A 22,914-nucleotide genomic window follows, 5' to 3' on the forward strand; every position below is an offset into this window, starting at 1 on the left:
ATCCGCCGCTACATCATCTGGCGAAACAAGCACGCTGCCGACGAACGCCTCCGCAAGGTCGTCAACAGGGCGAACGTTGCCTGATGCGGCACTAGGCTGATACTGCTCGGGGGCTGGAGGTGTGTCATGCCCGCGAGCGTGTGGAATGGTGCCATCTCGGTCGGGCTGGTCAGCGTCCCGATCGCCGTCCTGGGCGCAACCGAGGATCACAGCGTTCGCTTCCGCCGGATCCACACCGTCGACAACGGCCTGGTGCGCAACCGCTACTGGTGCGAGATCGAGGACCGTGAAGTCTCGTACGGGGAGATCGGCCAGGGCTACGAGATGGCCGGCGGCCGCATCATCCCGCTCACCTACGAAGAACTGCGGCAGCTGCCGCTGCCCACGGCACGCGCGATCGAGCTGGTCGGCTTCCTCCCGACCGCCGACATCGACCCCCTTCGGATCGGCCCCGGCTACTACCTCCAGCCAAAGGGCAGCATCGCCGCGAAGCCGTACGTGCTGCTGCGCCGGGCACTTGAGCGCAGCAGCAAGGTCGCGGTACGCGTGGCACGGCCGTGAACGACTCGGCCTGCTACGGGTCCGCGGGGACGTGATCGCGCTGCACACGCTGCTGTGGCCAGACGAGATCCGTGACCCTGCCCAGGTAACCCCCGGCCCCGTTCATCTGGAACCGGGCGAGATCGACGAGGCCATGACCCTGGTTGAGGTCATGTCCCGCGACAATGTCGACGGCCCGGAGTTCACCGACCACTACACCCAGGCCCTGCGCGAGGTCGTCGAAGCCAAGCAGGAACACCGCCGGCTGCCACAGGCTCCGCATCCGGCAGCCCAGCCGGGCCAGCTGGTCGACCTCATGGCCGCGCTGCAGCAATCCGTCGACAAGGCCCGGACCGCACGCGGCCACAACAGCGCGGACGTCTCCAGCCCGCCGACAACCCCTGCCCAGGTGACCGGCTGCCCTGGTGTCGTGATCTATGAGCCCGGCAGTGCCATGCGCCAGATGCGCGCCCAGACGGAGGCGTACTGCCGTACCAGCCGCCCCGTCGTGTAGGGGACGCCGTGCTTCTCGCACAGTGCGCGCACCCGTGGGGCGATCCTGGCGTAGCGGTTGCTGGGCAGGTCGGGGAAGAGGTGGTGCTCGATCTGGTGGCTGAGGTTGCCGGTGAGGATGTGAAAGACCGGGCTGCCCTCGATGTTGGCGGAGCCGAGGGCCTGGCGCAGGTACCACTCGCCGCGGGTCTCGCCCTCGATCTCGTCCGCGGTGAAGGACTCCGCGCCGTCGGGGAAGTGGCCGCAGAGGATGACGGTGTGCGCCCAGATGCTGCGGGCCGTGTTGGCCGTGAGGTTGCCGAGCAGACAGGGCAGTGCTGAGGGGCCGGCCAGCAGCGGGAACAGCAGGTAGTCCTTGCCGGCCTGCCGGGCGGCCTTGCGGAGCATGTCCGTCAGGTCGCCGAGGAAGACGCGCAGCGGTTTGCGGCCGTCGAGGACGGCGTCGTGCTCCAGGTCGTACAGCGCGATGGTCCACTCGAAGACCGGGGCGATCGCGGCAGCGTAGAGGGGCTGGGCCAGGTGGGCGGGGTGCCAGGGCTGGTCCGCGCTCATTCGGAGGATGGTGTAGCCGAGGTCGCGGTCGCGGCCGACGACGTTGGTCCAGGTGTGATGGAGGTCGTTGTGGGTGTGCTTCCACGCCGCGGACGGGGTGGGAAAGTCCCATTCCCAGGTGGTGGAGTGGATGGCCGGGTCGCGCATCCAGTCCCACTGGCCGTGCAGGATGTTGTGGCCCAGCTCCATGTTCTCCAGCACCTTGGCGACGGTCAGCATCGCCGTGCCGGCCAGCCAGGCCGGCGGCAGCAGGGAGACCGCGAGCGCGGCACGCCCGCCCGCCTCCAGGCCGCGCTGCACGGCGATGAGGGTGCGGATGTAGCGGACGTCCTCGGCCCCGCGTTCGGCGAGGACCTCGCGGCGGAGGGCGTCCAGCTCGCGGCCGAAGGATTCCACGTCGACGAGGGCCTCGGGGGCGCTGGATCGGACGGCGTACAGGGGCATGGGATCGCCTCTCACTCTCTCGGTACGGTGGCTGTGTGAACGGGCCGCGCAGATCTCGCGGGTCTCACAGGTCGAGGGCAACGGCGCCCGCGGCGGCCGACACGCAGGTCTGGACGAGTTCGCCGGGCTCGCCGGAGACCTCGCCGGTACGCAGGTCACGGACCCGCCCCGCCACGAGGGGGCTCACGCAGCTGAAGCAGATGCCCATACGGCAGCCGCTCGGCATGAGGACTCCGGCGGCCTCGCCGATGTCGAGCAGCGGCGTGTTCGGACCCGCGTCCGTCTCGACGTCGCTGCGGAGGAAGCGCACCCGGCCGGGCGCCCCCGTGCGGGCCGGGGGAAGCAGCGCCAAAGGGCGGAAGCGTTCGAGGCGCAGCCGGTGCCCGCTGCCTTCGCGCTGCCAGTGCTGCTGGAAGGACTCGAGCATCGCATCGGGGCCGCACATCCAGGTGTCCCGCTCGCGCCAGTCGGGGCACAGTGCGGACAGTCGGCCCACCGTGAGGTGCCCGGCAGGGCGGGTGCGGTGCTCGTACAACCGGAACCACGGGAGCCCGGCGTGCAGTGCGCGCAGCTCCGCCCCGAAGACGGTGCGTTCGGCGTCCGGCGCACTGTGCACCATCACCACGTCCACGTCCGCCGTGTCGTGACCCCCGGACCGGGCGAGGGCGCGCAGCATGCTCATCACCGGCGTGACGCCGATGCCGGCGGTAAGCATCAGCACCTTCCCGGGCAGCGCCCCGGCCGGCAGGACGAACTCCCCTTGGACCGGGCCGAGCCGCAGCACGGTGCCAGGGCGCACGCGGCGTGCCAGGTGCGTCGAGACCCGGCCGCCCGGAAGCGCCTTCACGGTGATGGCGAACGGCTCTCCGGGCCGCCGCCCGGGGGCAGAGGAGATCGTGTACGTACGCCAGGTGAGCACCCCGTCGATCTCGGCCCCGACCGGCACGTACTGCCCCGGCCGGTGTCCGGACCAGCCGCGCCCCGGCCGGATCACCAGGGTCGTGGCCTCCGGGGTCTCCTGCAGCATGGCCTGCACCCGCCCGGCCGGCCACCTGGCCGACAGGAGGGGGTCGAGCAGCGCCAGATAGTCATCGGGCAGGAGTGGAGTGGTCAGCCGGCCCGCGGCCTGGTGCGCGAGCCGCCCCGCTTGATCGCGCAAGGTGGAGAGAACGGGCAACGCCATGCTCTGGATTCCTTCGTTCGCCCCGGTCGCGGGGTTCGATCGTCGGCGGTCCAGCCCGGTGAGATTCGGACACCACAGTGAGGCGTTGCTGTCCCGTCCGGGATCAATCGTGCGCCAGTCGTACGCACTCCGCGAACCGGGCGGGCGCGTTGGCAGGATCACCCGATGGGCCTAACAGACGCGGTGCTGTGCGCGGGCGGCCCGGTGGTGTCGCTGCCGGAGTTGTCGCTCGAGGCGGTGCACCGGCGTGGGAGTCGCACAACGGGCCAGGAGGTCGCCGGTGTCGAGTATTGCCGCTGGAGCCGCTCGCCGGGAGGCTGGACCGGGTCCGGGCAGCTCGGCGGTCTGCTGGTCGTTGAGCCGTTCGGCAATGTCCTTGCCTGCCCGACAGGTCGCCAGCGCCCGGGCTGCGGCCGGGAAGTGGCACACCAGTCGCCCCATCAGCGGCGACGACATCGCTGGGGCGCTCAAGGAGCAGCCCGGCGGCAACTGCGTCACCGCCCTGTAGGACCGTCGCCGTGGTCGCCTACATCGAGGTGTAGCGACAAGGCGGGCGGGCCCGTGCACTCGCCACTGTCGTTAGGCGCCCAACTCGAGTACGGCCGCACGTATAGCGGGTATGCGAATAATGCCCGCTTTTATAGTCATGGCCGCGGGTAGGCCACCGTGAATGGGAGGCATTGACCTGAATCCCCCTGGCCGCCGGGTCTCTTTACGCGGTTCAGGCGGTCCGACAGGCACGCCGGTCGTGGGAGGCGTCATGAGGTGGTCCAGCCGAGCGACGACGGCCGAGCCGCAGGTGCTACCTCTGGGCCCGTGCCGCCGCGCCTTCAGCGTGCCGACGGAGCCGGCATCGGTTCATCAGGCACGCGTCTGCACGCAGGCGGCGCTCGCGGAGTGGGAAGTGGCGCCAGGTTCCGCTCTGGTCGACGCGGTGCTGCTGGTCGTCAGCGAGTTGGTCACGAACGTGGTGAGGCACACAGGTGATCGCTCTCCCAGCGCACAAGTCGTCATTACGGTGGGTGCCGATTACCTGGTGGTGGGTGTCGCGGACCGTGACCCACACATTCCACCCACAACGCGCGCGGACGAGGGCGAGGGGCTACGCACGGTTGTCGACCTCGCCAAGCTGTACGGAGGCGGAGTGACCGTTGCTCCGGTTCAACACGGAGGCAAGATCATCTTCGTCCACTTCCGGTGCCCCGAAGCCCTTGCCTCCCACAATGCATCGCTCCAGCTGTGATCTTGACCTGCGGCTCCCCATTTCCGCCTGTGTCCCGCTGCCGGACCTTGCCTGAAAGCCGCACAGTCCGGTGGTCCACGTAATCGGGAGGGGCTGGGCGATCGGGCGGGCTGCAGGAACCGTCCCGCCCTCGCTCCGCCCGCAATCGGGCGAGCTGCTCAGGAGGAGCGGGCCGCGGCGGTGGGTCCCGACTTGTGGGACCGCCGCGGCCCGGTAGCCATCGGCGCTCGCGTAGAACGCGGAGTCGGCGCGCAGGACCAGCAGGCCGTGGTCGGTGACGGGTCCCTTGCTGGTTGGCGGCGCCGTGTCGGGGCACCCTTCGGCCATGGAGGACAGCCGGCCCACCCGCCCGCCGACCCGTGCCTTCGTGCTGGGCGGCGGCGGTGCACTCGGCGCCTACGAGGTTGGCATGCTCAAGGCGCTCTTCGCCGCCGCCGTGCACCCGGACCTCGTCGTCGGCACCTCGGTTGGCGCGATCAACGGCGCCGCCGTCGCGGCCGACCCGTCGCGGGCGTCGGTAACCCAGCTCGCTGACCTGTGGACCGGCCTTGGGCGTGCCGGCGTATTCTCCGGGTCGCTGCTCGGGCGGCTGAGCACCGCCGTGCGCAGTGGCACTCACCTGTACCACCCCACGCCGCTGCGAGAATTGCTCTCCTCCCACCTTCCGGTGACTGATATCGAGGGTTTGGCCCTGCCGTTCCAGTGCGTCGCGGCGAACATCGAACGGGCCGCCGAGCACTGGTTCGCCGCCGGGCCGCTGGTGGACGCGGTACTCGCCTCGTGCGCAGTGCCCGGGCTGCTGCCGCCCGTCCGGCTCGACGGCGAGCACTTCGTCGACGGCGGCTTGGTCAACAGCATCCCCGTCGGCCGCGCAGTGGCCCTCGGCGCGACCGAGGTCTACGTCCTGCAGGTCGGCCGTGTCGAGCGAGCCCTTTCCCCGCCGCGGGCTCCCTGGCAGGTGGCGCTGATGGCGTTCGAGATCGCTCGCCGACACCGGTTCGCCCGCGACATGGCGGACCTGCCGCCCGGCGTTACGGTCCGCGTGCTGCCTTCGGGCTCGGGCCCCGAGGAGGGCACAGCCACTCTGCGGCAGCTGCGGTACCGCAGCTTCGGCCGGACTGCCGAGCGCATCGAGCGCGCCTACGCGGCCACCTCCCGGTACCTCGAGACCGCTCTCAGCGCACCCGACGGCGCGCCGTGACCGATGCGGGTGTGCCCCGAATACGCCCGGCGCGGCTGACCGGTGCGGTGGTCACCGGGCTGCGCCGCACGACCACCACCGCGCTGCTGGTCGTCCTCATCCCCATGGTGGCCGCGCTCCTCGTCGCCTCGGGCGTGCTCTGCGCGCCGGTCTCGCTCGCCACGCGCGGCCCCTGGAGGCCGGTTCGGATCACCGGCTTCGCCCTGGTGTACCTCCTGGTGGATTTGGCCGGGCTGGTGGCCGCCACCGGCCTGTGGGCGCGGCGACTGCCCGACAGGCGGGACCGCCAGGAGCGGCGCGCCGCCGATGCATTCGCCGTGCTGGAGAGGCTGCTGCGGCTGCTACGACATGCGGGCGAGCGGGTCTTCCGGCTCCGGGTGGAGGTGACGCCCCCGCCGCCAAGCGGGACCGGAAAGGCGGCGGCGCCGGTCCTGATCTTCGCACGGCACGCCGGGGTCGGCGACTCCTTCCTGCTGCTTCAGACATTGCTCAGCCAGGTCGGACTGCGCCCCCACACGGTCCTAAAGCGGACACTACGCACCGATCCCGCTCTCGACGTCCTCATCGGGCGGGTCCCCCACTGCTTCCTTCCACCCTTCGGCGGCCAGGCCGAGGACGCGATCAGGGGCCTGGCGGCCGGGCTGGGCCCGGGTGACGCCCTCGTGATTTTTCCGGAGGGCGGCAACTTCACGCCGCGCCGCCGCCGACGCGCGATCGCCTCGCTGCGGCGCCGGGGGTTGCCGCGCCGGGCGTCCCGCGCGGAACAAATGCACCATGTCCTGCCGCCGCAGGACGCCGGTGCCCTCGCCGCGATCGCCGCCGCGCCCACGGCCGACGTGGTCTTCGTCGCCCACACCGGCCTCGACGTCGTCCACTCGGCGCGCACCGCTTGGAGCCGGCTGCCGCTACGCGACAGCGTGCGAGTGTACTGGTGGCGCATGCCCCCAAGCCGCGTCCCGCCGGGCGACGATGCCCGCAGCGAGTGGCTGCTCGCCCAGTGGGCCCGCGTCGACCACTGGATCGCCGATCACGCCACCCCGGACGCGACGCACGCGTGAGGTCCAGACCCGCACTCCCCCAGCCCCGGAATCCACCAACTCCCGCCCACGCAGGCGTCATCCACCCCACCCGGTGAAACGACAACAATCTTCACCAACCAGACGACACCATCAACACCAACCACCCACCACAACCCGCCCCGCAGCAGTGAAAACAGATGACGCCCATCAGCGACCATCAAATCGAGGCCGTGAGCGCCATTGTGCGCGGCTTCGATATCCCGCCGGTACTACAGCCGGAGATCTTGAGGGTCGGTGATCGGCGGGATAGGCCGGTGGCGCTCCCAGGGCCGCAGGCGGGGCGGTAGCGGGTCGCCGCGGCGTCGGTAGTGGCTGACCATGGCACGGGTCTGGTGCAGGCGGCGCCATAACTCGCAGGTCAGGACAGTCTCGACGGGGTGGCGGGGGTTGAGGTGGGTGGCGGCCAGGCAGTGCCGGATGGCGTGGACGGAGGGCCGCAGGAGCGGGCCGGGGATCAGCCGGTGGCCCCGCTCTCGCCGGTGCTCTGGTCTTTTCCCAGGTCAGGAGCTTGTTCCAGCTCGGGGTCCTGGTCGGGTTCGGGGAAGGCGGCGCGTTGGACGGCAAGGAACGCGGTGGCCAGCATGCAGGCGGTGACGTGGCGGTGCCAGGGGGTCCACTTGCGGACCTGGTACTGGGCCAGGCCGACGAGCTGCTTGTTGATCTCGTTGTCCTCCTCGATCTGCCAGCGGCCGCCGGCCCGGGCGATGATCTCCGAGATGGCAGTGTCGGCGGGGGCGTGGACGAGGAAGTAGGCGATCTCGCGGTGGAGTTGGCCGTCCTTGCCGCGCCGGTTGGGGTGAAGGGACCGTCGCAGCACCAGCCAGTGTGTGAAGGTGTCGGCCGGGTCCTCGTCCTTCACGGTCACGGCGAAGGCCGTCCAGTCGTAGAGGCGGGTTGCCCTTGGCTCCGTCGCCGCAGTGGAGCAGGTCATCGGCGCGCTTCACGGCTGGGTGGCGGGGTTTGCCGGGCGGGCCGTCGAGGGGCAGGTTTACCGGGACGCCGAGTACATAGGGCACCACTCGTTGGTGACACCAGGCCCGCAGCTGCGGGTCGCGGCCGTAGCCGGCGTCGGCCAGCACCCAGGCGAACGGAACGCGGGCCGCCCGGGCCTGTTCGAGCATGGCGATGGCCAGCTCGGGCTAGGTCGCGAAGGCGACCTCGTCGGGGACGCCCGCCTGGCGGCACCGCTCCCGGTCGGCGGTCCACTCTTCGGGCAGATACAGGCGGCGGTCGATAAAGGCGTGTCCGGCGGCGGTGGCGTAGGTGAGCATCACCATGGTCTGGCAGTTGCGGACATCGCCGGTCAGTCCGCAGTGCTGGAAGGCCACCCCGACCGATTTCGTGCCCTTCTTCTGGGCCTGGGTGTCGTCGATGACCAGCGAGGCGTCCGCATCGCCCAGGTGCGAAGGCACGTAGTCACGCACCGCGTCGCGCAGCCGGTCCGCCTCCCACACCGAGCCGTTGAGCAGCCACTGCATCCGGTCCGCGGTGACATGCCCCGCCCGCTCCGACAGCGTCCAGCCGTTCTTCTTCGGCAGCTCCGCCAGCAGTCCCTCGATGAACTGCGCGAACACCACCCGCGGCTCCGGACGGTTGAACAAATACCCCAACGACCCGGTCAACACGGACAGTTCGGCATGCCACTCGGCTATCTGCTCAGCCGTCACACCCAGCATCATGCCCGGTCAACGACGCGCCACAGAACCCGTCACAAGATCTCCGGCTGTAGTACAAGGGGCGGTGCAACACACATGCTCCGCCGAGCACTCTCTCACAAGATTCGTAGTTCGGCTTGATGCGGAGAAAGCGAGAACACCACCGCTGGCGATGAAGTGGAGTTGCCCCGGTCTGACAGACACTGATGGGCTTGCGCGCTATGCGGCTGCGTAGAGCACTCTATGTGGTGTCTTCGCGGCGTGACGACGTTCGTACTCGGCCGGGCTGAGCTGGCCGTTCGCCGAATGGCGGCGTCGGGGATTGTAGAAGCCTTCGATGTAGGCGAAGAGGGCCTGCTCGGCGCGGTGTCGGGTGGGGAAGGCGGTTCGGTCGATGAGTTCGGTTTCCAGGGAGGCGAAGAAGCTCTCGGTGACGGCGTTGTCGAAGCACGAGCCGGTGCGGCCGGTGGAGGGCCGGATGCCTGCTTCCTCGCATCGCTGACTGAACGTCAAGCTCGTGTACTGGGAGCCTTTGTCGCTGTGATGCACGAGGCCGGGGCGGGGTCTGCGGGCCGTGACTGCCATGGCGAGGGCATCGGTGACCAGCTCGGTTCGCATGTGGTCGGCCATCGCCCAGCCGACGATGCGGCGGGAGAACAGATCCATGATCACGGCGAGGTAGAGCCAGCCCTCGTCGGTGGGCACGTAGGTGATGTCGGCGGTCCAGCGCAGGTTCGGCGCGCTCGCGGTGAAGTCCCGGCCGATCAGGTCGGGAGCCGGCTGGGCCCGTCGGTCCTGGCGGGTCAGTGATGCCCTGCCGGTACGGCGGTGCACGCCGACCAGCCCGGCCTGGCGCATCAGGCGAGCGACACGCTTACGGCCTACCTTCAGGCCGTCGATCTCGCGCAGGTCGGCGTGGATGCGCGGGGCGCCGTAGGTGCCGTGGGACCGCACGTGGTGCCCGCGGATCTTCTCGGTGATCTCGGCGTCCTCGCGCCGCCTGCGGGACGGGCCGCGGCCGCGCCAGGAGTAGTAGCCCTGCCGCGACACACCCAGCAGCCGGGCCATGAGGGAGACGTCGTGGTGTGCCCTGTTCTCGTCGATCAGCCGGTAGCAGATCACCGGCTGGTCTCCCGGACGAAGAAAACCGTGGCCTTGCGGAGGATCTCCTTTTCCTCGCGCAACTGCTTCACCTCACGGCGGAGTTGGGCGAGCTCCTCCCTTTCGTCGCTGGTCAGTTCCGGGCGTTCCCCGGCGTCCACACGGTCCTGGTTGGCCCAGGTCCGGATGGTCTGGGCGGACGGCTCGAACTCCTTCGCCAACTCCTCCGGCGAACGGCCGGCCCGAACCAGCTCGACTATCTGGCGACGGAACTCCGGCGGGTAGGCCGGACGCGTCCTCGGCACGATGAACTCCTCCTTGCGGGACCCAGTGTCCCAAAGCGAAAGGTTGTCCATCAAACCGGGGCAACTTCAGAAGGACTTTCGGAGGAGCTCAAGGCCAATGCCGCAGCCGAGCGGCAGCTTGCGACCACCGCCAGGTGGACCCCGCTGTACGAGACGTTGCCGCGGCTTCCTCCAGCGCCGAACACACCAGAAATTGATTGTCACACCTCGAGCAGGGGAAGCATTACATCCTCCTCTCCGCCCGGACGTTTCGATAGAATGCGCCAACTCTCTAAACAGCCAACTGGTAGGACGCAGCCGAGGCCCCGGATCGCAGAAGCTGGACCGTCGGTTGAGAGAGAGCCACCTCAATCCCTGATCGGGTCCGTGTGAAGTTCCGTTGCAGCCGGAGCCTGACGTCCAGGGGTCCGTCTACCCATCCGCCATCCCGTGTGATCTTGCGGAGCCAAAGGCACAAACCCCATGAAGTCAACTCCATGTAGATAGGGCCAACGGCGGGTGCAGATCGGAGGGTGAACAGGAACGCCGCTTGAGGAGCTTCCCTATGACGCTTGCGGACGATTGACTCGCGGCAGATCATTCCGAAGTGGCAGCCACAGAGGCACCCGTACCTTTCATTTCGCATCACCCCTCCGCCCTCATGACAGGAACATTGCTCACCCGCCCCGTCCAAGAGCTCCCGGCCGCCAAGCACGGAGCCAGTGTCTTTTATTCGTATCGCAACCTCATCCGCCAGGACAGTCCGTACGAGCCCACAGGATTCTGGAGACCCGTCAGACCGCTCCGTCGGGAGGGCTTCGGCGATCGCCTGGTCGACCAACCGGTCTCGCGACGTGATCGTCCACACCCCATCGGAAGCCGTGTGATCAACTCACAACTCTGCCACTGCACTCTCACGCAGTTTCGCCTCGTCCATCCAGCCGCCTCACTCGCCTTGCCGCTTTTCCGCCGTGTTGAAAGCCTGGCAGCGATACTCGGCTTGCATAGGCCGGAGTTGCGCGGTAGTGGGCTTACGTGGGTGATCCGCCCGTCGGCGCATCACCCACGTGAGTCTTCCCCTACAGCGTGTCCGTCGAACTCTGCTCGGGGCCATGCAGGAAGCCGGGCACCCAGCGAACCGGTGCGATGGCCGGGAAGAGTGTTACCCGGACGCCGAAGTCGATCAGAATCTCCTTGCGGGCCTGCACGTCAGGAGCACCGAACCAGCGGTCGGCGACGGTCTCACCCGTCGGCCGCCGGACCATGCCGGGTGCCCGCTGGGGCTCAGCCTCGAGCGCAGCCAACTCACGACCCAACGCAGCGTACCGATCCCGGAACCAAGCGGCGTCGTCCGGCGAGTCGTAGAGCCCGGCCTCACGGTCGGCTCGAAGTCGTTCGCGGCTGGCTCGTGTCTCCGCTATCCGCTCGGGGATGCCGTTTCCCGGGTCGTACACCGTCTCGTAGATCAGGCCGTCTCCCAGCTCGCGGAGAAACCATTCCTCAACGTACGAGTCGAGGAGGTGAGCGTTGATGAGCGGTGCAGGACGACAGTGCTGGGCGTGCCGCCAACCCTTGTTCCGGGCTGTACAGGTATAGCGCGGAGGTGCATCCTGCGACGTCTGGGTGTACAAGCGCGTGTGGCACTGTCCGCACAGGGCGACGTACGTCAGCAGGTAGTCACGGTTCGAGTGACGCGTCCAAGGAACCTTCCGGTCGAGTACAGCTTTCTTGAGCGCCTCATGCGTCGCCCGGTCCCACAGTCCTTCGCAGAGCTTTACGGGGTTGCCGTCCCTCCCAAGCACCGGCTTGTTCCGGTGCATCAGGTAGCCGAGCGTGGCCTCCGACAGGAGGATGTTCTTCAGGCTCTGCGGGGACCATGGCCGACCCCCGGCCAACTTGCCGTACATCACGGCCAAATGATCTGCGGGCGACAGTTCCCCAGCACGGTTGAGGCGGGCAGCCTCACTACTGGTGGTGTTTCATTGTCGGGATCGGCCACAATGCGACGCGCTACCTCGCGTATCACCTCGGAGGCATGCGGGTGCAGTTCGACGTGGTCGATCTTGCCTCCCATCACCTTCCGCACGTACTGGAAGCCATAGGACGGCTTGCCCTTGGGGCGGCCGGCCGCACGGGTCTTGATCGTCGCATCGCGGTTCCGGCGCTGGATCGCGCGGAGTTCCATCTGTGCGCCCCACGCTTCCATGGTGAAGCGATTCTCGTCAGCGGGGTCATCAAGATCCCAGGCGCCGTCATGCCCATACGTGACGAGCATCTTCTTCTCGTCCCGCATCTTGTATCCGGTGTTCAGGCAGTCGACGACGTTACGGCCGAGCCGGTCCACCGCGGCCGCCACCAAGCCGTCGTAAGGTCCACTCTCATCGCGGAGCCAGGGGCCGAGCTTCGGGCGTGTCATGGGGTCGGTGGCGCCCGAGACCTCCCAGTCGTCCGCCCAGCCGACAATGTGCGCGCCGACTGAGGCGGCGGCAGTGAGCACGTTCTCCCGCTGACGCTCGGGGGACGACGTCGCCAGCTTCACGCGCGACAGCCGCCTCACTCCGAGCAGACATTTGCCGCATCCGTCATAGGGGCGTTCGATCACACTTGGGTCCGTACCGCGCAAGTTTCTCTCCGTTCGCGCACGCATGGTACGGAGAATTGGCGGCACGGCCCCCGGCAGCGATCTTGGTCAGCCGAGGAAGCTCAGACGAACCTGACGGTTGTCTTTAGAGATGTTCGTGTCGGGAGACGACACGTCCGGGATCCGGGTGATGCAGGTCGTCGCTCCGGCGGGCGTCGACATCAGCGGTCTGGGCATCGAAGTGATGGTTGGCGCCGGTGAAGGACTGCCGTTCGAAGGCGTGCTGCGGCTCGCGTTCCCGCGCCCAGGCTTCACCCCGTGCACATGGCTGACCACTGTGTCCCGGGACGACCTGATAGAGCGGGCGGCCGTCCTGTCCTCCGCGAAGCTCAGCGAGATTGACGACGCCCTCCGACTCGCTGAACAAGCGCAGGAGCGGACCCCAGCGACAACCGCGAAGCTCAGCGAGATAAGGGACGCCCTCCGTCTCGGTGAACTCGGGTAGACGAGAAGGAGCCGACGCCCGCGACGGCGTGGCGATATCGGCCAGATGATCGACGCTGGCCACCTGCCGCCTCAGCGCCCCTCACCATCGAGATCACGATCTACGGCTGGAGTACTAGGTTCGAAAATGCAGTGCCGGTCCGGCCGTTTCGGTGGTCGTGGGGTGGGCGTCATTTCCCGGGGTGGTACTGGGCAGCGACGACGGGCAGCACGTCGGCTTTGAGTCGTGGTTGGAGCGGGACCGGCTGGTTCTCATGGACTTCGGTCCTGCGACCGGCCGCGCTCCTAGCTTCCGCGCAGGACGAACTACACACGTACTTGGACGCCAGCCGGGCCATTCGCCCCTCACCAACAAACGACGGCGGCCCAACCTCAGCGGCGCCCTTCCCGCCGGGCAGTTGAGTTCGCGACGTCCGCTCCCCCCGCACAGCCGTGCGCGCCGCCCCTTAAGATCGCAGGTCACGGTGGAGCACAGAAGGCGGGGAGGGCGGGGAGAGCCGTGCGATTCGCAGTAATCAATGACGACCGTCGCTGGGCCGACGGTGGCGCCATACCGGAGGACGCCTTCGATGCGCTCCTCGTCCGCGACGCCTGGGACGACTTCGGGTACCGCACCATGTTCACGTTGCGCGTTCGTACGAGGGACGGCTGGACCGAGGTCGGCACCGTAAAGATCGGCCACGTGGCGATGGACGGCGAGGATGGAGCCAACGTGCTGCTACCGGAGCGCTTCAGCCGACTGGACAGCTCGCGGTACTTCTCCGTGGGCCAGGATGAAAGCTATTACTACACGCTGAGCGAGATGCCCGGCGCCGTCCGGGAGGAAGTGCTCACCGCGCTCCGGGACATCGCCTACGACGAGAACTCCTTCCGCCTCGCGCGGAACCAAGATGTGACCCGCACTTCACTCCTGCGCTTCGTCAAGATGTCGACCGTGCGCGGGCAACTGCAGCGCATCGCACGCGGTGGAGCGCGCCGGGTGAACTTCGACATCGCCTACGAGCCGCCGCTGCCGCCGGCGACGGATCCCGTGCGGTTCCGATTCCAGGTCGAGCCCGGTTCCCGTCCGGCCAGCAACGTGCACGCCCTGACCGGGCGGAACGGCGTGGGGAAGTCATACGTCCTTTCCCACTTGGCCCGCGCCGTCGCTGCGGTCGAGCCGCAGCCGCAGGAGCTCGGGCAGATCATCGAGTACGGCCGCGAGGGCCGCTCCTTCAACAACCTGGTGGCCGTCTCGTTCAGCGCCTTTGACGACTTCCCCCTCGTCGAGGGCGACGAGATGTTCATCGCTTCCTATGTGGGCCTGCGTGTTCAGGGTTCACGGTCCCCCAGGTTCAAGACCCCCGGCGGGCTCAGGAAGGACTTCGCGCAGGCCATGAAGGCATGTCTGACGCGTGAGCGCAGCCCACAATGGATCAGGGCACTGCGCACCCTCGACTATCCGGGCAGCGGGCTCCTGGCGGAGGGCTGGCTAGAGAACTTCGAGAACACCGCCAGCCTGAACAGCCGCGAGAACAAGGCCCGGCAGCTCTTCCGCCGCCTCAGCGCCGGCCACCGGCTCGTTCTGCTCACCATGACCCGGCTCATCGAGCACGTGAGTGAGCGGACCCTCGTCATCATCGATGAGCCGGAAACCCACCTCCATCCGCCCCTGTTGGCCGCGTTCATGCGTGCGCTGTCCGATCTGCTCGCCGAGCGCAACGGGCTGGCCATCGTCGCCACGCACTCGCCGGTTGTGCTCCAGGAGATTCCGGCCCACTGCGTCTGGAAGCTCTGGCGCTACGGCGGGCAGCTCGGAGCCGCACAGCCCCGCATCGAGACGTACGGCGAGAACGTCGGCGTGCTGACTCACGAGGTCTTCGGTCTGGAACTCACCGAGGCTGGCTTTCTGCACGAGCTGCGGCGTCTGGTCGACGTCGGCTACTCCTACGACGCTGTCCTGGAACATTTCAGCGGACGGCTGGGCAGCGAGGCGCAGTTGGTGCTCAGCGCCTTGCTCGGCCAGCGCGACGACGTGGAGGGGCACGGCTGATGCAGCACATAGACCCTCCGCCCTTCGACGCTCGCGACGTCTACACCACCTGCATCGGCAACGCCCGCCCCAGCAGCCGAGAACGGCTGGAGTCGTTCACCGACGCGGTGGCCGATGCGGCAAGCGCGTACGAGGTAGCCGCTCAGGGCCAGGCCCTTCACACCCTCACCGGCCTCGCCGCCGCGCCTACTGCCCCTCGCGACCGCAAGGCCCTGGAGGGGGTCTACACCGACCGGATGGTCAAGGACCGCACTCCGGGCCGCCGCATCTACGAGGCGCTCAGAGGTACGACCGACGAGGAAGGCCGTCGACGGGACAACCGGTGCCCCCTGTGCGGGGAGGGCCTGGTGACCACGCTCGATCACCACCTACCCAAAAACAAGTACCCGCTGCTCAGCGTGGTCCCGGTTAACCTCATTCCGGCCTGCCGCGACTGCAATACAGGCAAGCTCGCCACAGTCCCCGTCAAGGCGGGTGATCAGACCCTGCACCCCTACTTCGACGACTTCTCCCACCACCCCTGGCTCCGCGCTCGCCTAAGGAGGCCACGCGGCAACGAGCAGCCGTCCATGAAGTTCTTCGTATCCCCCCACTCCGATTGGAGCGACACACTCACCGAACGCCTCCAGACCCACCTGAAGGTGTTCGACCTGGATTACCGGTACAGCCTTCTGGTCAGTAGCCATATCGCATCCACCAACTACGACCTCACGATGACGCACACCAACGACATCGCCTTCTGGCTTGAGCGCAAGGCCGAGGGCTGGCGCTACCGGGGTAACCCCAACACGATGGGCTATGCCCTGTTCAAGGCCCTGGCTGCCGACGAGTGGTACGTCAACGGCGGCTGGCGCGGCTCAAGCGCGGAGACGAACCCGCCCGGCCGCCAGTCTCCGAGGCCGATATGAGGGCATGCCACCACTTCGGAGAAGACGGTGCCACGGCTCACGGGGGCTGGACGTGACGCCGCCACCTTCCGAGTTGACCTCCACGACATGAGATGTCTTCGTGGTCAGTCCGCCGCGGGACCGGCCGACGGCGTGGTCATCGGGTTCGCCGACCGGGGCCCCCTTTTACGAGCCCCGGCCACGTGCTGAGGTCGACGGCTTGTCGTCGGTCCTCTCTCGTGTCGTGGTTCTGGGCGCGCCAGATGCGGCACGACTCGGTTCGATGGCAAAACGACTGGGTTCGATGTCAACGGACAACTGCCACGCTTCCTCGCTGCAGGTGGCCCTCCAGGCAGCGCCGAGCGCAGCGAACCGTCCTCGCAGCACCTCTCGCTCCTCCAGATCCTGCGAGGTGGGCGAGAGGAGAAGGGCATTGTCCCGGCAGAGACGGAACCCGATCTGCTCCCATCCGTGGGTGATCTTGGCGTTCACGCAGTCTCACTCGGCACGGCCCTCGGTATGAGAACGCTGTTGCCACGGCAGCAAGCCGCGCACTGAAGGGCTCACTGGCGTTCGGTCTTCCGTGCCCCGGAGGGGCAAAGTTGTTCACTCTTGAACGGTGAAGGCCCTTACCGTCTCCGCAGATTGGCTGGGCTGACCAAAACTCTCGGCAGCGTGGCGATCCTCTGCGGTGAGGATTCGGTCACCGCGGCAGCCTGGCCACCCTCGAGGCGACCGGCTCCCGTGCCGTCCAGCATGAGGTGGCCTCTGGTGTCAGCGGCCGTCAGTATCGTGCCCGTCGTGACGGTAGGAACTGAAGAGACTCGGCTGATCGTCCTGCGCGGCAACAGCGCCTCGGGGAAGTCGTCCATCGCGGCTCGCCTACGCGAGCAGTTCGGCCGCAACCTGGCCCTGGTCGGCCAGGACAACTTGCGCCGCGTCGTGCTGCGCGAACGCGACCGGCCCGGCGCAGCCAACATCGGCTTGATCGATATGACAGCGCGCTACGCGCTGGACGCCGGATTCCACTCGGTCGTCGAGGGAATCCTGTATGCCGACCGTTACGGCGCGATGCTTGAGGACCTCGTTCGTGACCACCGGGGCACCTCTCGCTGCTACTACCTGGACGTGCCGTTCCAGGAAACGCTCGTTCGGCATGCGACGAACCCTAATCCGGCGTACCTGGCGCAGGTCACCGACCAGCAGCTGCGTGATTGGTACCGCGAGCGGGACCTGCTGCCCAGCGGGATCGAGACCGTCATCGACGCCGGCAGCACCCTGAGCGAGACCGTGGAGCGCATCATGCACGAGACCGGCCTGGACCGGGTGCCAGCCATCGACCGCTGAGGACATCGGTTGCTGGTGCAGGACGCATCCAATTCCGCGCCAGGAGGTTTGCGGACCTGCCAGATGCTGGCTGCGGGCATGCCAAAACCCCCGAAATCGTAAGGATTCCGGGGGCCAGGTTCAGTGGGACAGGCGGGTCAGCCCTCGTCGGAGCCGTGGTCGTCGGAGTCGTCGGTGCGGCGTCGGCGAACGGCCACGACAACGCCACCACCAGCAACGAGGAGCAGTCCGGCTCCACCGAGGAGCCACGGGGTGGCGTCAGCTCCGGTGTGCGCGAGGGATCCGCTGGGGGCGGGGGCTGAGGTACTCGACGCGGTCTTGCCTGTGATCGGCGTATGGGACGGGCTCTTCGACGGGGCCGAGGAGCTGTCGTCACCGGACTTGCCCGTCGTCGGCTTGTCGGTCGACTCGTGCGTGGTCTTGTCAGTGGGTTTATCTGAGGGGTCGGAGCTCGGCGGTGTCGTATGGGTCTTGGCGTTCGTGAGGGTCACGGTGACCGGGTCGCCGGGCTTGGCCTTGAAGTTGATCTGGCCCTTGTAGAGGTCATATCCGGTCGGCGCCTTGATCTGCTTGACCCAGAAGTCCGTGCCGATGCGGCTGGTGACAGGCAGCTTCGCGGTGGCTGTGCCCTCGGCGCCGGTGGTGAGCGTGAGGAGGGTCTTGTCACCGCTGCCGATGTTGACGGTGGCACCGGGCAGCAGCTTGCCGGTCTTGTCGTCCTTGGCCTTGAGGGTGACCTGGGCGGGTTTGAAGGGGTCGACGATGGTCACCTGGGCGATGGCGCCGGGGGTAACGATCACGTCCTGATCTGCGATGACCTCGTGGAACGGGCTGCCCGAGGCGGTCTCCTTGAGCCGATAGACGCCGGGTGGGAGGCCGGTGAAGGTCAACTTGCCGTGGGCGTCGGTCTTGCCCAGGCCCGCTTCCTGGCCCGTGGCGTCGAGCAGGAGGAACGTGGCTCCCTGCAGGACCTCCCCGGCCGGATCCTTCTTGGTGATGGCGACGCTGCCGGCGTCGGGCTCGGGGCTCTCCATGGGGGCGCTGGGGGTGGAGGGCGTCGGCTCGTTCGGCAGGGCGGACGCGATGGGGGCCGAGGTGAGTGTGCCGGTCACAGCGGCGGCGATGGCGGTCGACCGGACGGCACTGCGGACGATACGGGCGTGCACGAGGGAGGGGGCTCCTTGATCGGTTAGAGAGCGAAGTCAGCGGGTCCGGCTCGGAGCCGAGCACGGCGGGGACGGGACCTTGCAAGCGGTCCGAGCGGTAGCACGGACCGGCGCGGGCGGCGGCCAGGAGCCGGGGAACCAGACGGAGGCGTACTGCTCGATGGCGTACCGCAGTCCGTTGGTGTGGGCGCCTTTCCACGGCACCCGGTCAGGGGCGTCCCTGTGCTCCTTGAGCACGGCGTATCCGGACGTACTTGGCGTCCGGCCGTACGCCGAATCGCGGTGGTCGAAAGTCTTATGGTCCGCGAACCGCAGGTGGACGACGTCGAGTTCGCCTCGGTCCTGGTGGATCGTGGCGAGCCGCAAGCCGTCGTACTCGCCTGCGCGGATGGTGGGGCTGAAGTCGATCCGCAGCCGCAGCGGCCCCTCGGCCGTAGGGGTGGCGTAGTAGGTGTTGCCGACGACGGTCGCGTCGGCGAAGGGAAGGTTCAGTTCGGCGAAGAACTCCCGGGCGTACATCGGCATGCGGGTCTCCGGGTGCTGGTCAGCGACGGGGTCCCGGTAGAGCCGGGCGGCTGGTGGTGCTCCAGCGCGGGACGCTGGAGGCGGGGAGGGCGGCCGGGCGACGGGCCGCGGCGCGCTGGACGTCGAGCGGCGTCGGGGCCGGTGGGCGCGGCAAGAGGATCGGGGCGAGGCGGGCCATGCTCTCGACGTAGCTGTAGGTGTCCTCCCGCCAGCGGGGCAGGGGTGCGGGGTCGGAGACGCACTCGGTGACGGCCCGGACGAGGGCGACGGGGGTGTCGGTGCTGGCGGTGGCATACCAGGCGGGGCGGTCGATGGAGGTGCCGGCCCACAGCTGCCAGCGGGCGTCGCGGGTGGTCAGCTCGGCTTCCGGGTCGAGGCCGCCGGTGGTGAACTCCAGCCCGGCGAGCCCGTCGGCGGACTGAACGGCGAATACTCCCCAGCGGGGGCGGTCGATCTGCCAGCCGCGGTTGATGAGCGGTACGACCGCGAGGAACGGGTCTCGGTCCTTGCTCCTGGGGTCGGGGGCGGCGAGGTAGGCGCCGGGGCCCTGCTCGTACGCCTCGGCGAGCGCGGTGGTGAAGGCGGTGACGAACTCCGTCGGACAGGAGTCGTTGAAGCAGACGCCCCAGGCCGGCGGTCCGAACGGGTCCTTGTAGGCGTTGATGCGCCACAGACCGTCGTCCTCGCCTTCCGGGAGGTAGCCGAGGCGGACCTTGCGGTCCGGCGCGTTCAGGTAGGCGTTGCCGAGATCGTCGTTTGCCAGTTCCCAGCCAAGGTCGCGGAGCGGGGCGAAGCCGGGGTCGCCGATCGCCGTGGCACGGGCGAGGTAGCGCGGGGAGACGTAGACGTCCCCGTCGATGGCGTGAAGGTCGTCGTGGAGTGGCACGCGGCTCCTGAGGGTGGACGGGGATGGGTCAGCCGGTGGTGGTGTGCAGGAGGGCTGTTTCGAGGGCGTCGGGCCGGCCGGTGTAGTGCAGGGCGCGCAGCCCCAGGCTCCGGGCGGCATGGCAGTTGTCGGCGCGGTCGTCGATGAACAGCACACGCTGCGGGTCGCTGGCGCCAGTTGCGGCCAGGGCGTGCCGGTAGGCGTCCGGGGCGGGCTTGCAGATCTCCAGCCGGGCCGAGTAGAGGGCGCGAGTGATCAAGTGGCGGCACCAGTCGGTGGTGTCGAGGACGTCGCTCAGGTGGTGCGGTGCGTTGGACAAGAGCACCATCGGCAGCCCTGCCTGATGGGCGCGGTGCAGGACATCCAGGACGCGGTCGTCGGTGGCGGTCCACATGTCGGCGTCCGCGGCGCGCAGTTCGCGCAGCAGGCGGGGGCCGGGGTGGGCGCCGAGGACCTTGGCCCAGTACGCCAGGTCGCTGAGCTGACCGGCGTCGTAGGGCTCGCGTGCGCTCCAAAAGGCGCGCTGGAAGCCGGTGAGGTCGTCCTCGGGCCAGGATGCGGTGCGCGCGAGGCGGAGCCACTGACTGCGGGTGGGCTGGAGGCCGATGACGCCGTTGTAGTCGAGGACGACGGCGTCGAGGGCGGCGGTGTTCGGTCTCACGGGGTGGGTTTCTCCAGGGCTCGGTGGGCGAGGGCGGCGACGGTGGCTGCGAGCAGGGCGGGCAGCAGCAGTGCCGTGGGCAGGGTGGTGATGCTGGCGATGGCGCCGATGAGGGCGGGCCCGGCGAGTAGGCCCAGGTAGCCGGTGACGGCGACCGTGGCGACGGCGCCCGGGCCGCCGGTGCCGGCGGCGCTGATCAGGCAAGGAACCGTGGTGGACAGGCCGAGTCCGAAGAGTGCCCAGCCGGCCAGGGCCACGGAGGTGGTGGAGGCGAGGACGCCGGTAGTGAGCCCGGCCGCCGCGAGGACGGCTCCGGCCCGCACCACCGCAGCGGGTCCGAAGGCGGCGGTGAGCCGGTCGCCGGTCAGCCGCCCGGTGGCCATGGCCGCGCTGTAGAGGGCGAAACCGGCGGCGCTCACGGCGGCGGATGCGTCCAGGCTGTGCAGATGGACGGCCGCCCAGTCGGCGGCTGCTCCTTCGCCCAGCAGGCTGGCGGCAGCCAGCGCCCCCAGCAGCCACAGCTTGGCGGACGGCAGCAACGCTCCGCTCTCGTCCTGCTCCGTGGTGGCTGGTGGCCGGTCGGTGCCTGTCAGCGTCCGGGTTACTGGGGCGGCGGCCAGCGCGGCGCCGGCCAGGACCAGGCCGGTCGTCAGGAAGAGGGTGCGGTGCGTGGTGTGAGCGGTGACCGCGGCCAAGGCGGCACCGCCGAGGGCGCCGAGGGAGTAGGCGGCGTGCAGGGACGACATGATGGGCCTGCCGTAGGCGTTCTGGCAGCGCACCGCCGCAGAGTTGGCGGCGACGTCCAGCACGCCATGGGTGATCCCGAAGGCGAGAGCGGCCGCGAACAGCGAGGGGAGGTTGCCGCAGCGGCCAAGGAGGGCGAGGCAGCCGGCGAGGCTGGTCGCGCCGCAGGTGAGCAGTGTCGGCAGGCGCTCGGGGCGGGCGATCCGTCCTCCGGCCTGCAGCCCCGCCACCATGCCGAGCGCGACGGCCAGCAGGACCAGGGACAGTCGCGCGGTGCTCAGGTGGGCAGCCTGCTGGACGGCCGGCATCCGGGCGCCCCAGACGGCCATGATCATCCCAAGACCGAAGAAGTAGCCCGTCAGCAGACCGCGGCTGCGCCGGACGGAGTCGGTGGCCCGGTTCATGCGTTCGGGCCGCTGCGGGAGGTCCCGCCCGCGGTGCGGGGAGAGATCTGGATGCCGAGGGCACGAACGGCCCGTTCAGCGCGGGACTGGGCTAGCACTGCCGTGGGCGCTGTGGTGATCACGTAACCGATGCGCGCGGTGAACATGTCGCCGCCGTCGCCGGGCAGGACCAGCTCGTCGCCCGGATGGTGCTGGAGGTGGACGCGCTCCAGCCACTGCGGGCGGGGCCCGTCGAGGCGGAGGCGGGTGAGGATGCCCGAGGTGTCGGGGTAGATCAGGCGGATCGCGGCGGCGGAGGACCTGGTCGGGGTGAGGTCGGGGGCGCGGTCGCAGGCGATGTCGGCTGCGGCGCGCGGCAGGTCGATGCCGGTGGCGAGGCGGGCCAGGTGGCCGATCATGTCCCCGGCCAGTCGGCCGTTGACCTCGACGAGCCGGGGCCGTCCGCCGACGAGGCGCATCTCGACGTGGCTGACGCCGTCGGTGATCCCCAGGGCACGGATCGCGGCCCGCGCGACGGGTGCGACCTGGGCAAGGAGCGGGTCTGCGGCATCGACGGAGTGCGCCAGTTCCTCGAAGTACGGCGGGGTGCTGACGGTCTTGCGGGTGACGGCGACGACGGTGGTCTCGCCGCGATAGGTGACGCACTCGGCCGAGACCTCGGGTCCGTCGAGGTACTCCTCGACCAGCACGGCGGTGCTCTCCAGGCCCAGGCCGGCGGCCCGGTCGGCGAACGGGTAGGCGGCGATAAGCTGGCCGGGGTTGTCGACGCGGATCACGCCGATGCTGGCGGCGTGGGCGGCCGGCTTCAGGACAACCGGGTAGCCGATCCGCGCGGCCGCGGCCTGCGCCTCATGGAGAGTGCGGACGCTCACCGATGCGGCCGACGGAACACCGTGGCGGGCGAACAGGCTCCTCGCGGTCGCCTTGTTGCGGCATGCCTGCATCACCTCCGGGGCGGTGGTCGGCAGGCCGAGCTGGCGTGCGAGGCGGGCGACCGGGACGAGGTACCACTCGGTCCACGTGAATACCCCGGCGACATCGTGGCGTTCGGCCAGGGACCGGCCTGCGGCGGACAGTGCCGCCTGGTCGGTCGGGTCGGGCACAACGATGCAGTCCCGGATGTACGGGACCTCCCACGACGGCTCCTCGCCGGTGATGAGGACGACGTCGTAGTCGGCAGCGACGCTTTCGAGGCAGTAGCCCCGGTAGCCTTCGGCTTCCATGTCGGCGGCAGCGACGAGCAGGACGACGGGACGGTCGGACAAGAACAGGCTCCTTGAGGGTTCTGAGGGTGGAAGGTTTGTGTGTGCTGCCGTTCACGGGCTACGCCGGCGGACCTCGATGGCGGGGGCTCACTCGGGGTGGGCGGCGAGCAGTTCGCG

General features: G+C 69.0%; 21 protein-coding genes and 4 pseudogenes. 12 read left to right on the forward strand and 13 right to left on the reverse strand.

Annotation, left to right across the window (positions count from 1 at the left end; all coding sequences use genetic code 11):
- The 3 genes and pseudogenes from ACWC91_RS27410 to ACWC91_RS27420 all read left to right on the forward strand — a co-directional run.
- Window positions 1–84, forward strand: a pseudogene (locus ACWC91_RS27410) (transposase); the annotation flags it as partial.
- 42 nt (window positions 85–126) lie between these two features.
- Window positions 127–561 (forward strand): Ku protein, encoded by a 435-nt coding sequence (locus ACWC91_RS27415; RefSeq protein ID WP_390877688.1) that lies wholly within the window; start codon window positions 127–129, stop codon window positions 559–561.
- 31 nt (window positions 562–592) lie between these two features.
- Complete coding sequence (locus ACWC91_RS27420) at window positions 593–1,054, forward strand: hypothetical protein (RefSeq protein ID WP_376408473.1); 462 nt, start codon at window positions 593–595, stop codon at window positions 1,052–1,054.
- Here ACWC91_RS27420 and ACWC91_RS27425 read toward each other — a convergent pair.
- Both ACWC91_RS27425 and ACWC91_RS27430 read right to left on the reverse strand, forming a co-directional pair.
- The gene (locus ACWC91_RS27425; protein ID WP_376608838.1) at window positions 976–2,043 is read right to left on the reverse strand and encodes a fatty acid desaturase family protein; all 1,068 of its coding nucleotides are present in this window, start codon (window positions 2,041–2,043) and stop codon (window positions 976–978) included. The genes ACWC91_RS27420 and ACWC91_RS27425 overlap by 79 nt on opposite strands.
- Before the next feature lie 70 nt (window positions 2,044–2,113).
- Window positions 2,114–3,232, reverse strand: a complete 1,119-nt coding sequence (locus ACWC91_RS27430) for a ferredoxin reductase (RefSeq protein WP_384440495.1) — start codon at window positions 3,230–3,232, stop codon at window positions 2,114–2,116.
- Window positions 3,233–3,602: 370 nt separating this feature from the next.
- Between ACWC91_RS27430 and ACWC91_RS27435 the strand changes: the two genes are divergently transcribed.
- From ACWC91_RS27435 to ACWC91_RS27450, 4 genes are all read left to right on the forward strand, one after another.
- Window positions 3,603–3,740: a hypothetical protein gene (locus ACWC91_RS27435; RefSeq protein ID WP_172633069.1), complete on the forward strand. Its 138-nt coding sequence runs from the start codon at window positions 3,603–3,605 to the stop codon at window positions 3,738–3,740.
- Window positions 3,741–3,992: 252 nt separating this feature from the next.
- Window positions 3,993–4,475, forward strand: coding sequence for an ATP-binding protein (locus tag ACWC91_RS27440; protein ID WP_390730028.1), 483 nt, complete (start codon window positions 3,993–3,995; stop codon window positions 4,473–4,475).
- A 325-nt stretch (window positions 4,476–4,800) separates the two neighbouring features.
- Window positions 4,801–5,676 (forward strand): patatin-like phospholipase family protein, encoded by an 876-nt coding sequence (locus ACWC91_RS27445; RefSeq protein ID WP_390877689.1) that lies wholly within the window; start codon window positions 4,801–4,803, stop codon window positions 5,674–5,676.
- 11 nt (window positions 5,677–5,687) lie between these two features.
- On the forward strand, window positions 5,688–6,734 hold the full coding sequence (locus ACWC91_RS27450; RefSeq protein ID WP_390877690.1) for a lysophospholipid acyltransferase family protein: 1,047 nt from the start codon (window positions 5,688–5,690) through the stop codon (window positions 6,732–6,734).
- A 475-nt stretch (window positions 6,735–7,209) separates the two neighbouring features.
- Here ACWC91_RS27450 and ACWC91_RS27455 read toward each other — a convergent pair.
- The 4 genes and pseudogenes from ACWC91_RS27455 to ACWC91_RS27470 all read right to left on the reverse strand — a co-directional run bounded on the left by ACWC91_RS27455 (window position 7,210) and on the right by ACWC91_RS27470 (window position 12,397).
- Window positions 7,210–8,422: pseudogene (locus tag ACWC91_RS27455) on the reverse strand (IS701 family transposase).
- 207 nt (window positions 8,423–8,629) lie between these two features.
- Window positions 8,630–9,816, reverse strand: a protein-coding gene (locus ACWC91_RS27460) for an IS3 family transposase (protein ID WP_390877691.1) whose coding sequence is annotated in 2 segments (ribosomal slippage) — window positions 8,630–9,570 and window positions 9,570–9,816 — 1,188 coding nt in all. Because the reading frame shifts where the segments join, the coding sequence is not laid out codon by codon here.
- 1,058 nt (window positions 9,817–10,874) lie between these two features.
- The gene (locus tag ACWC91_RS27465) at window positions 10,875–11,705 is read right to left on the reverse strand and encodes a hypothetical protein (RefSeq protein ID WP_450640044.1); all 831 of its coding nucleotides are present in this window, start codon (window positions 11,703–11,705) and stop codon (window positions 10,875–10,877) included.
- Complete coding sequence (locus ACWC91_RS27470; RefSeq protein WP_390873387.1) at window positions 11,702–12,397, reverse strand: recombinase family protein; 696 nt, start codon at window positions 12,395–12,397, stop codon at window positions 11,702–11,704. The genes ACWC91_RS27465 and ACWC91_RS27470 overlap by 4 nt, the downstream gene beginning before the upstream one ends.
- Window positions 12,398–12,527: 130 nt before the next feature.
- On the opposite strand from ACWC91_RS27470, the gene ACWC91_RS27475 reads away from it, so the two are divergent.
- From ACWC91_RS27475 to ACWC91_RS27490, 4 genes and pseudogenes are all read left to right on the forward strand, one after another.
- A complete protein-coding gene (locus ACWC91_RS27475; protein ID WP_390729993.1) occupies window positions 12,528–12,881 on the forward strand; it encodes a hypothetical protein in 354 nt (117 codons plus the stop codon).
- A gap of 86 nt (window positions 12,882–12,967) precedes the next feature.
- A pseudogene (locus ACWC91_RS27480) lies at window positions 12,968–13,150 on the forward strand (hypothetical protein); the annotation flags it as partial.
- 229 nt (window positions 13,151–13,379) lie between these two features.
- Window positions 13,380–14,912, forward strand: coding sequence for an AAA family ATPase (locus tag ACWC91_RS27485; protein ID WP_390873386.1), 1,533 nt, complete (start codon window positions 13,380–13,382; stop codon window positions 14,910–14,912).
- Window positions 14,912–15,820, forward strand: a complete 909-nt coding sequence (locus tag ACWC91_RS27490) for an HNH endonuclease (RefSeq protein ID WP_390873385.1) — start codon at window positions 14,912–14,914, stop codon at window positions 15,818–15,820. Before ACWC91_RS27485 ends, ACWC91_RS27490 begins: the two co-directional genes overlap by 1 nt.
- A 72-nt stretch (window positions 15,821–15,892) precedes the next feature.
- Here the strand turns inward: ACWC91_RS27490 and ACWC91_RS27495 are convergent.
- Window positions 15,893–15,985 (reverse strand): annotated as a pseudogene (locus ACWC91_RS27495) (IS5/IS1182 family transposase); the annotation flags it as partial.
- Between the two features lie 570 nt (window positions 15,986–16,555).
- Between ACWC91_RS27495 and ACWC91_RS27500 the strand changes: the two are divergent.
- Window positions 16,556–17,146 carry a phosphotransferase-like protein gene (locus ACWC91_RS27500; RefSeq protein ID WP_390873400.1) on the forward strand — a complete coding sequence of 197 codons (591 nt, stop codon included), beginning with the start codon at window positions 16,556–16,558 and terminating at the stop codon, window positions 17,144–17,146.
- Between the two features lie 137 nt (window positions 17,147–17,283).
- Here ACWC91_RS27500 and ACWC91_RS27505 read toward each other — a convergent pair whose 3' ends face one another.
- Genes ACWC91_RS27505 through ACWC91_RS27530 form a run of 6 tightly spaced genes read right to left on the reverse strand, consistent with a single transcriptional unit; the run spans window position 17,284 to window position 22,755 of the window.
- Window positions 17,284–18,312, reverse strand: coding sequence for an MSCRAMM family protein (locus ACWC91_RS27505; RefSeq protein ID WP_390873384.1), 1,029 nt, complete (start codon window positions 18,310–18,312; stop codon window positions 17,284–17,286).
- 36 nt (window positions 18,313–18,348) lie between these two features.
- On the reverse strand, window positions 18,349–18,837 hold the full coding sequence (locus tag ACWC91_RS27510) for a hypothetical protein (protein WP_390873383.1): 489 nt from the start codon (window positions 18,835–18,837) through the stop codon (window positions 18,349–18,351).
- A 19-nt stretch (window positions 18,838–18,856) separates the two neighbouring features.
- Window positions 18,857–19,723 carry a DUF317 domain-containing protein gene (locus tag ACWC91_RS27515; RefSeq protein ID WP_390873382.1) on the reverse strand — a complete coding sequence of 289 codons (867 nt, stop codon included), beginning with the start codon at window positions 19,721–19,723 and terminating at the stop codon, window positions 18,857–18,859.
- 28 nt (window positions 19,724–19,751) lie between these two features.
- A complete protein-coding gene (locus tag ACWC91_RS27520) occupies window positions 19,752–20,384 on the reverse strand; it encodes an HAD family hydrolase (protein ID WP_390873381.1) in 633 nt (210 codons plus the stop codon).
- Window positions 20,381–21,532: an MFS transporter gene (locus tag ACWC91_RS27525; protein ID WP_390873380.1), complete on the reverse strand. Its 1,152-nt coding sequence runs from the start codon at window positions 21,530–21,532 to the stop codon at window positions 20,381–20,383. Before ACWC91_RS27525 ends, ACWC91_RS27520 begins: the two co-directional genes overlap by 4 nt.
- Window positions 21,529–22,755 carry an ATP-grasp domain-containing protein gene (locus ACWC91_RS27530; protein ID WP_390873399.1) on the reverse strand — a complete coding sequence of 409 codons (1,227 nt, stop codon included), beginning with the start codon at window positions 22,753–22,755 and terminating at the stop codon, window positions 21,529–21,531. Before ACWC91_RS27530 ends, ACWC91_RS27525 begins: the two co-directional genes overlap by 4 nt.
- Window positions 22,756–22,914: the final 159 nt, after the last annotated feature.

The organism is Streptomyces sp. NPDC001204, assembly GCF_053598035.1.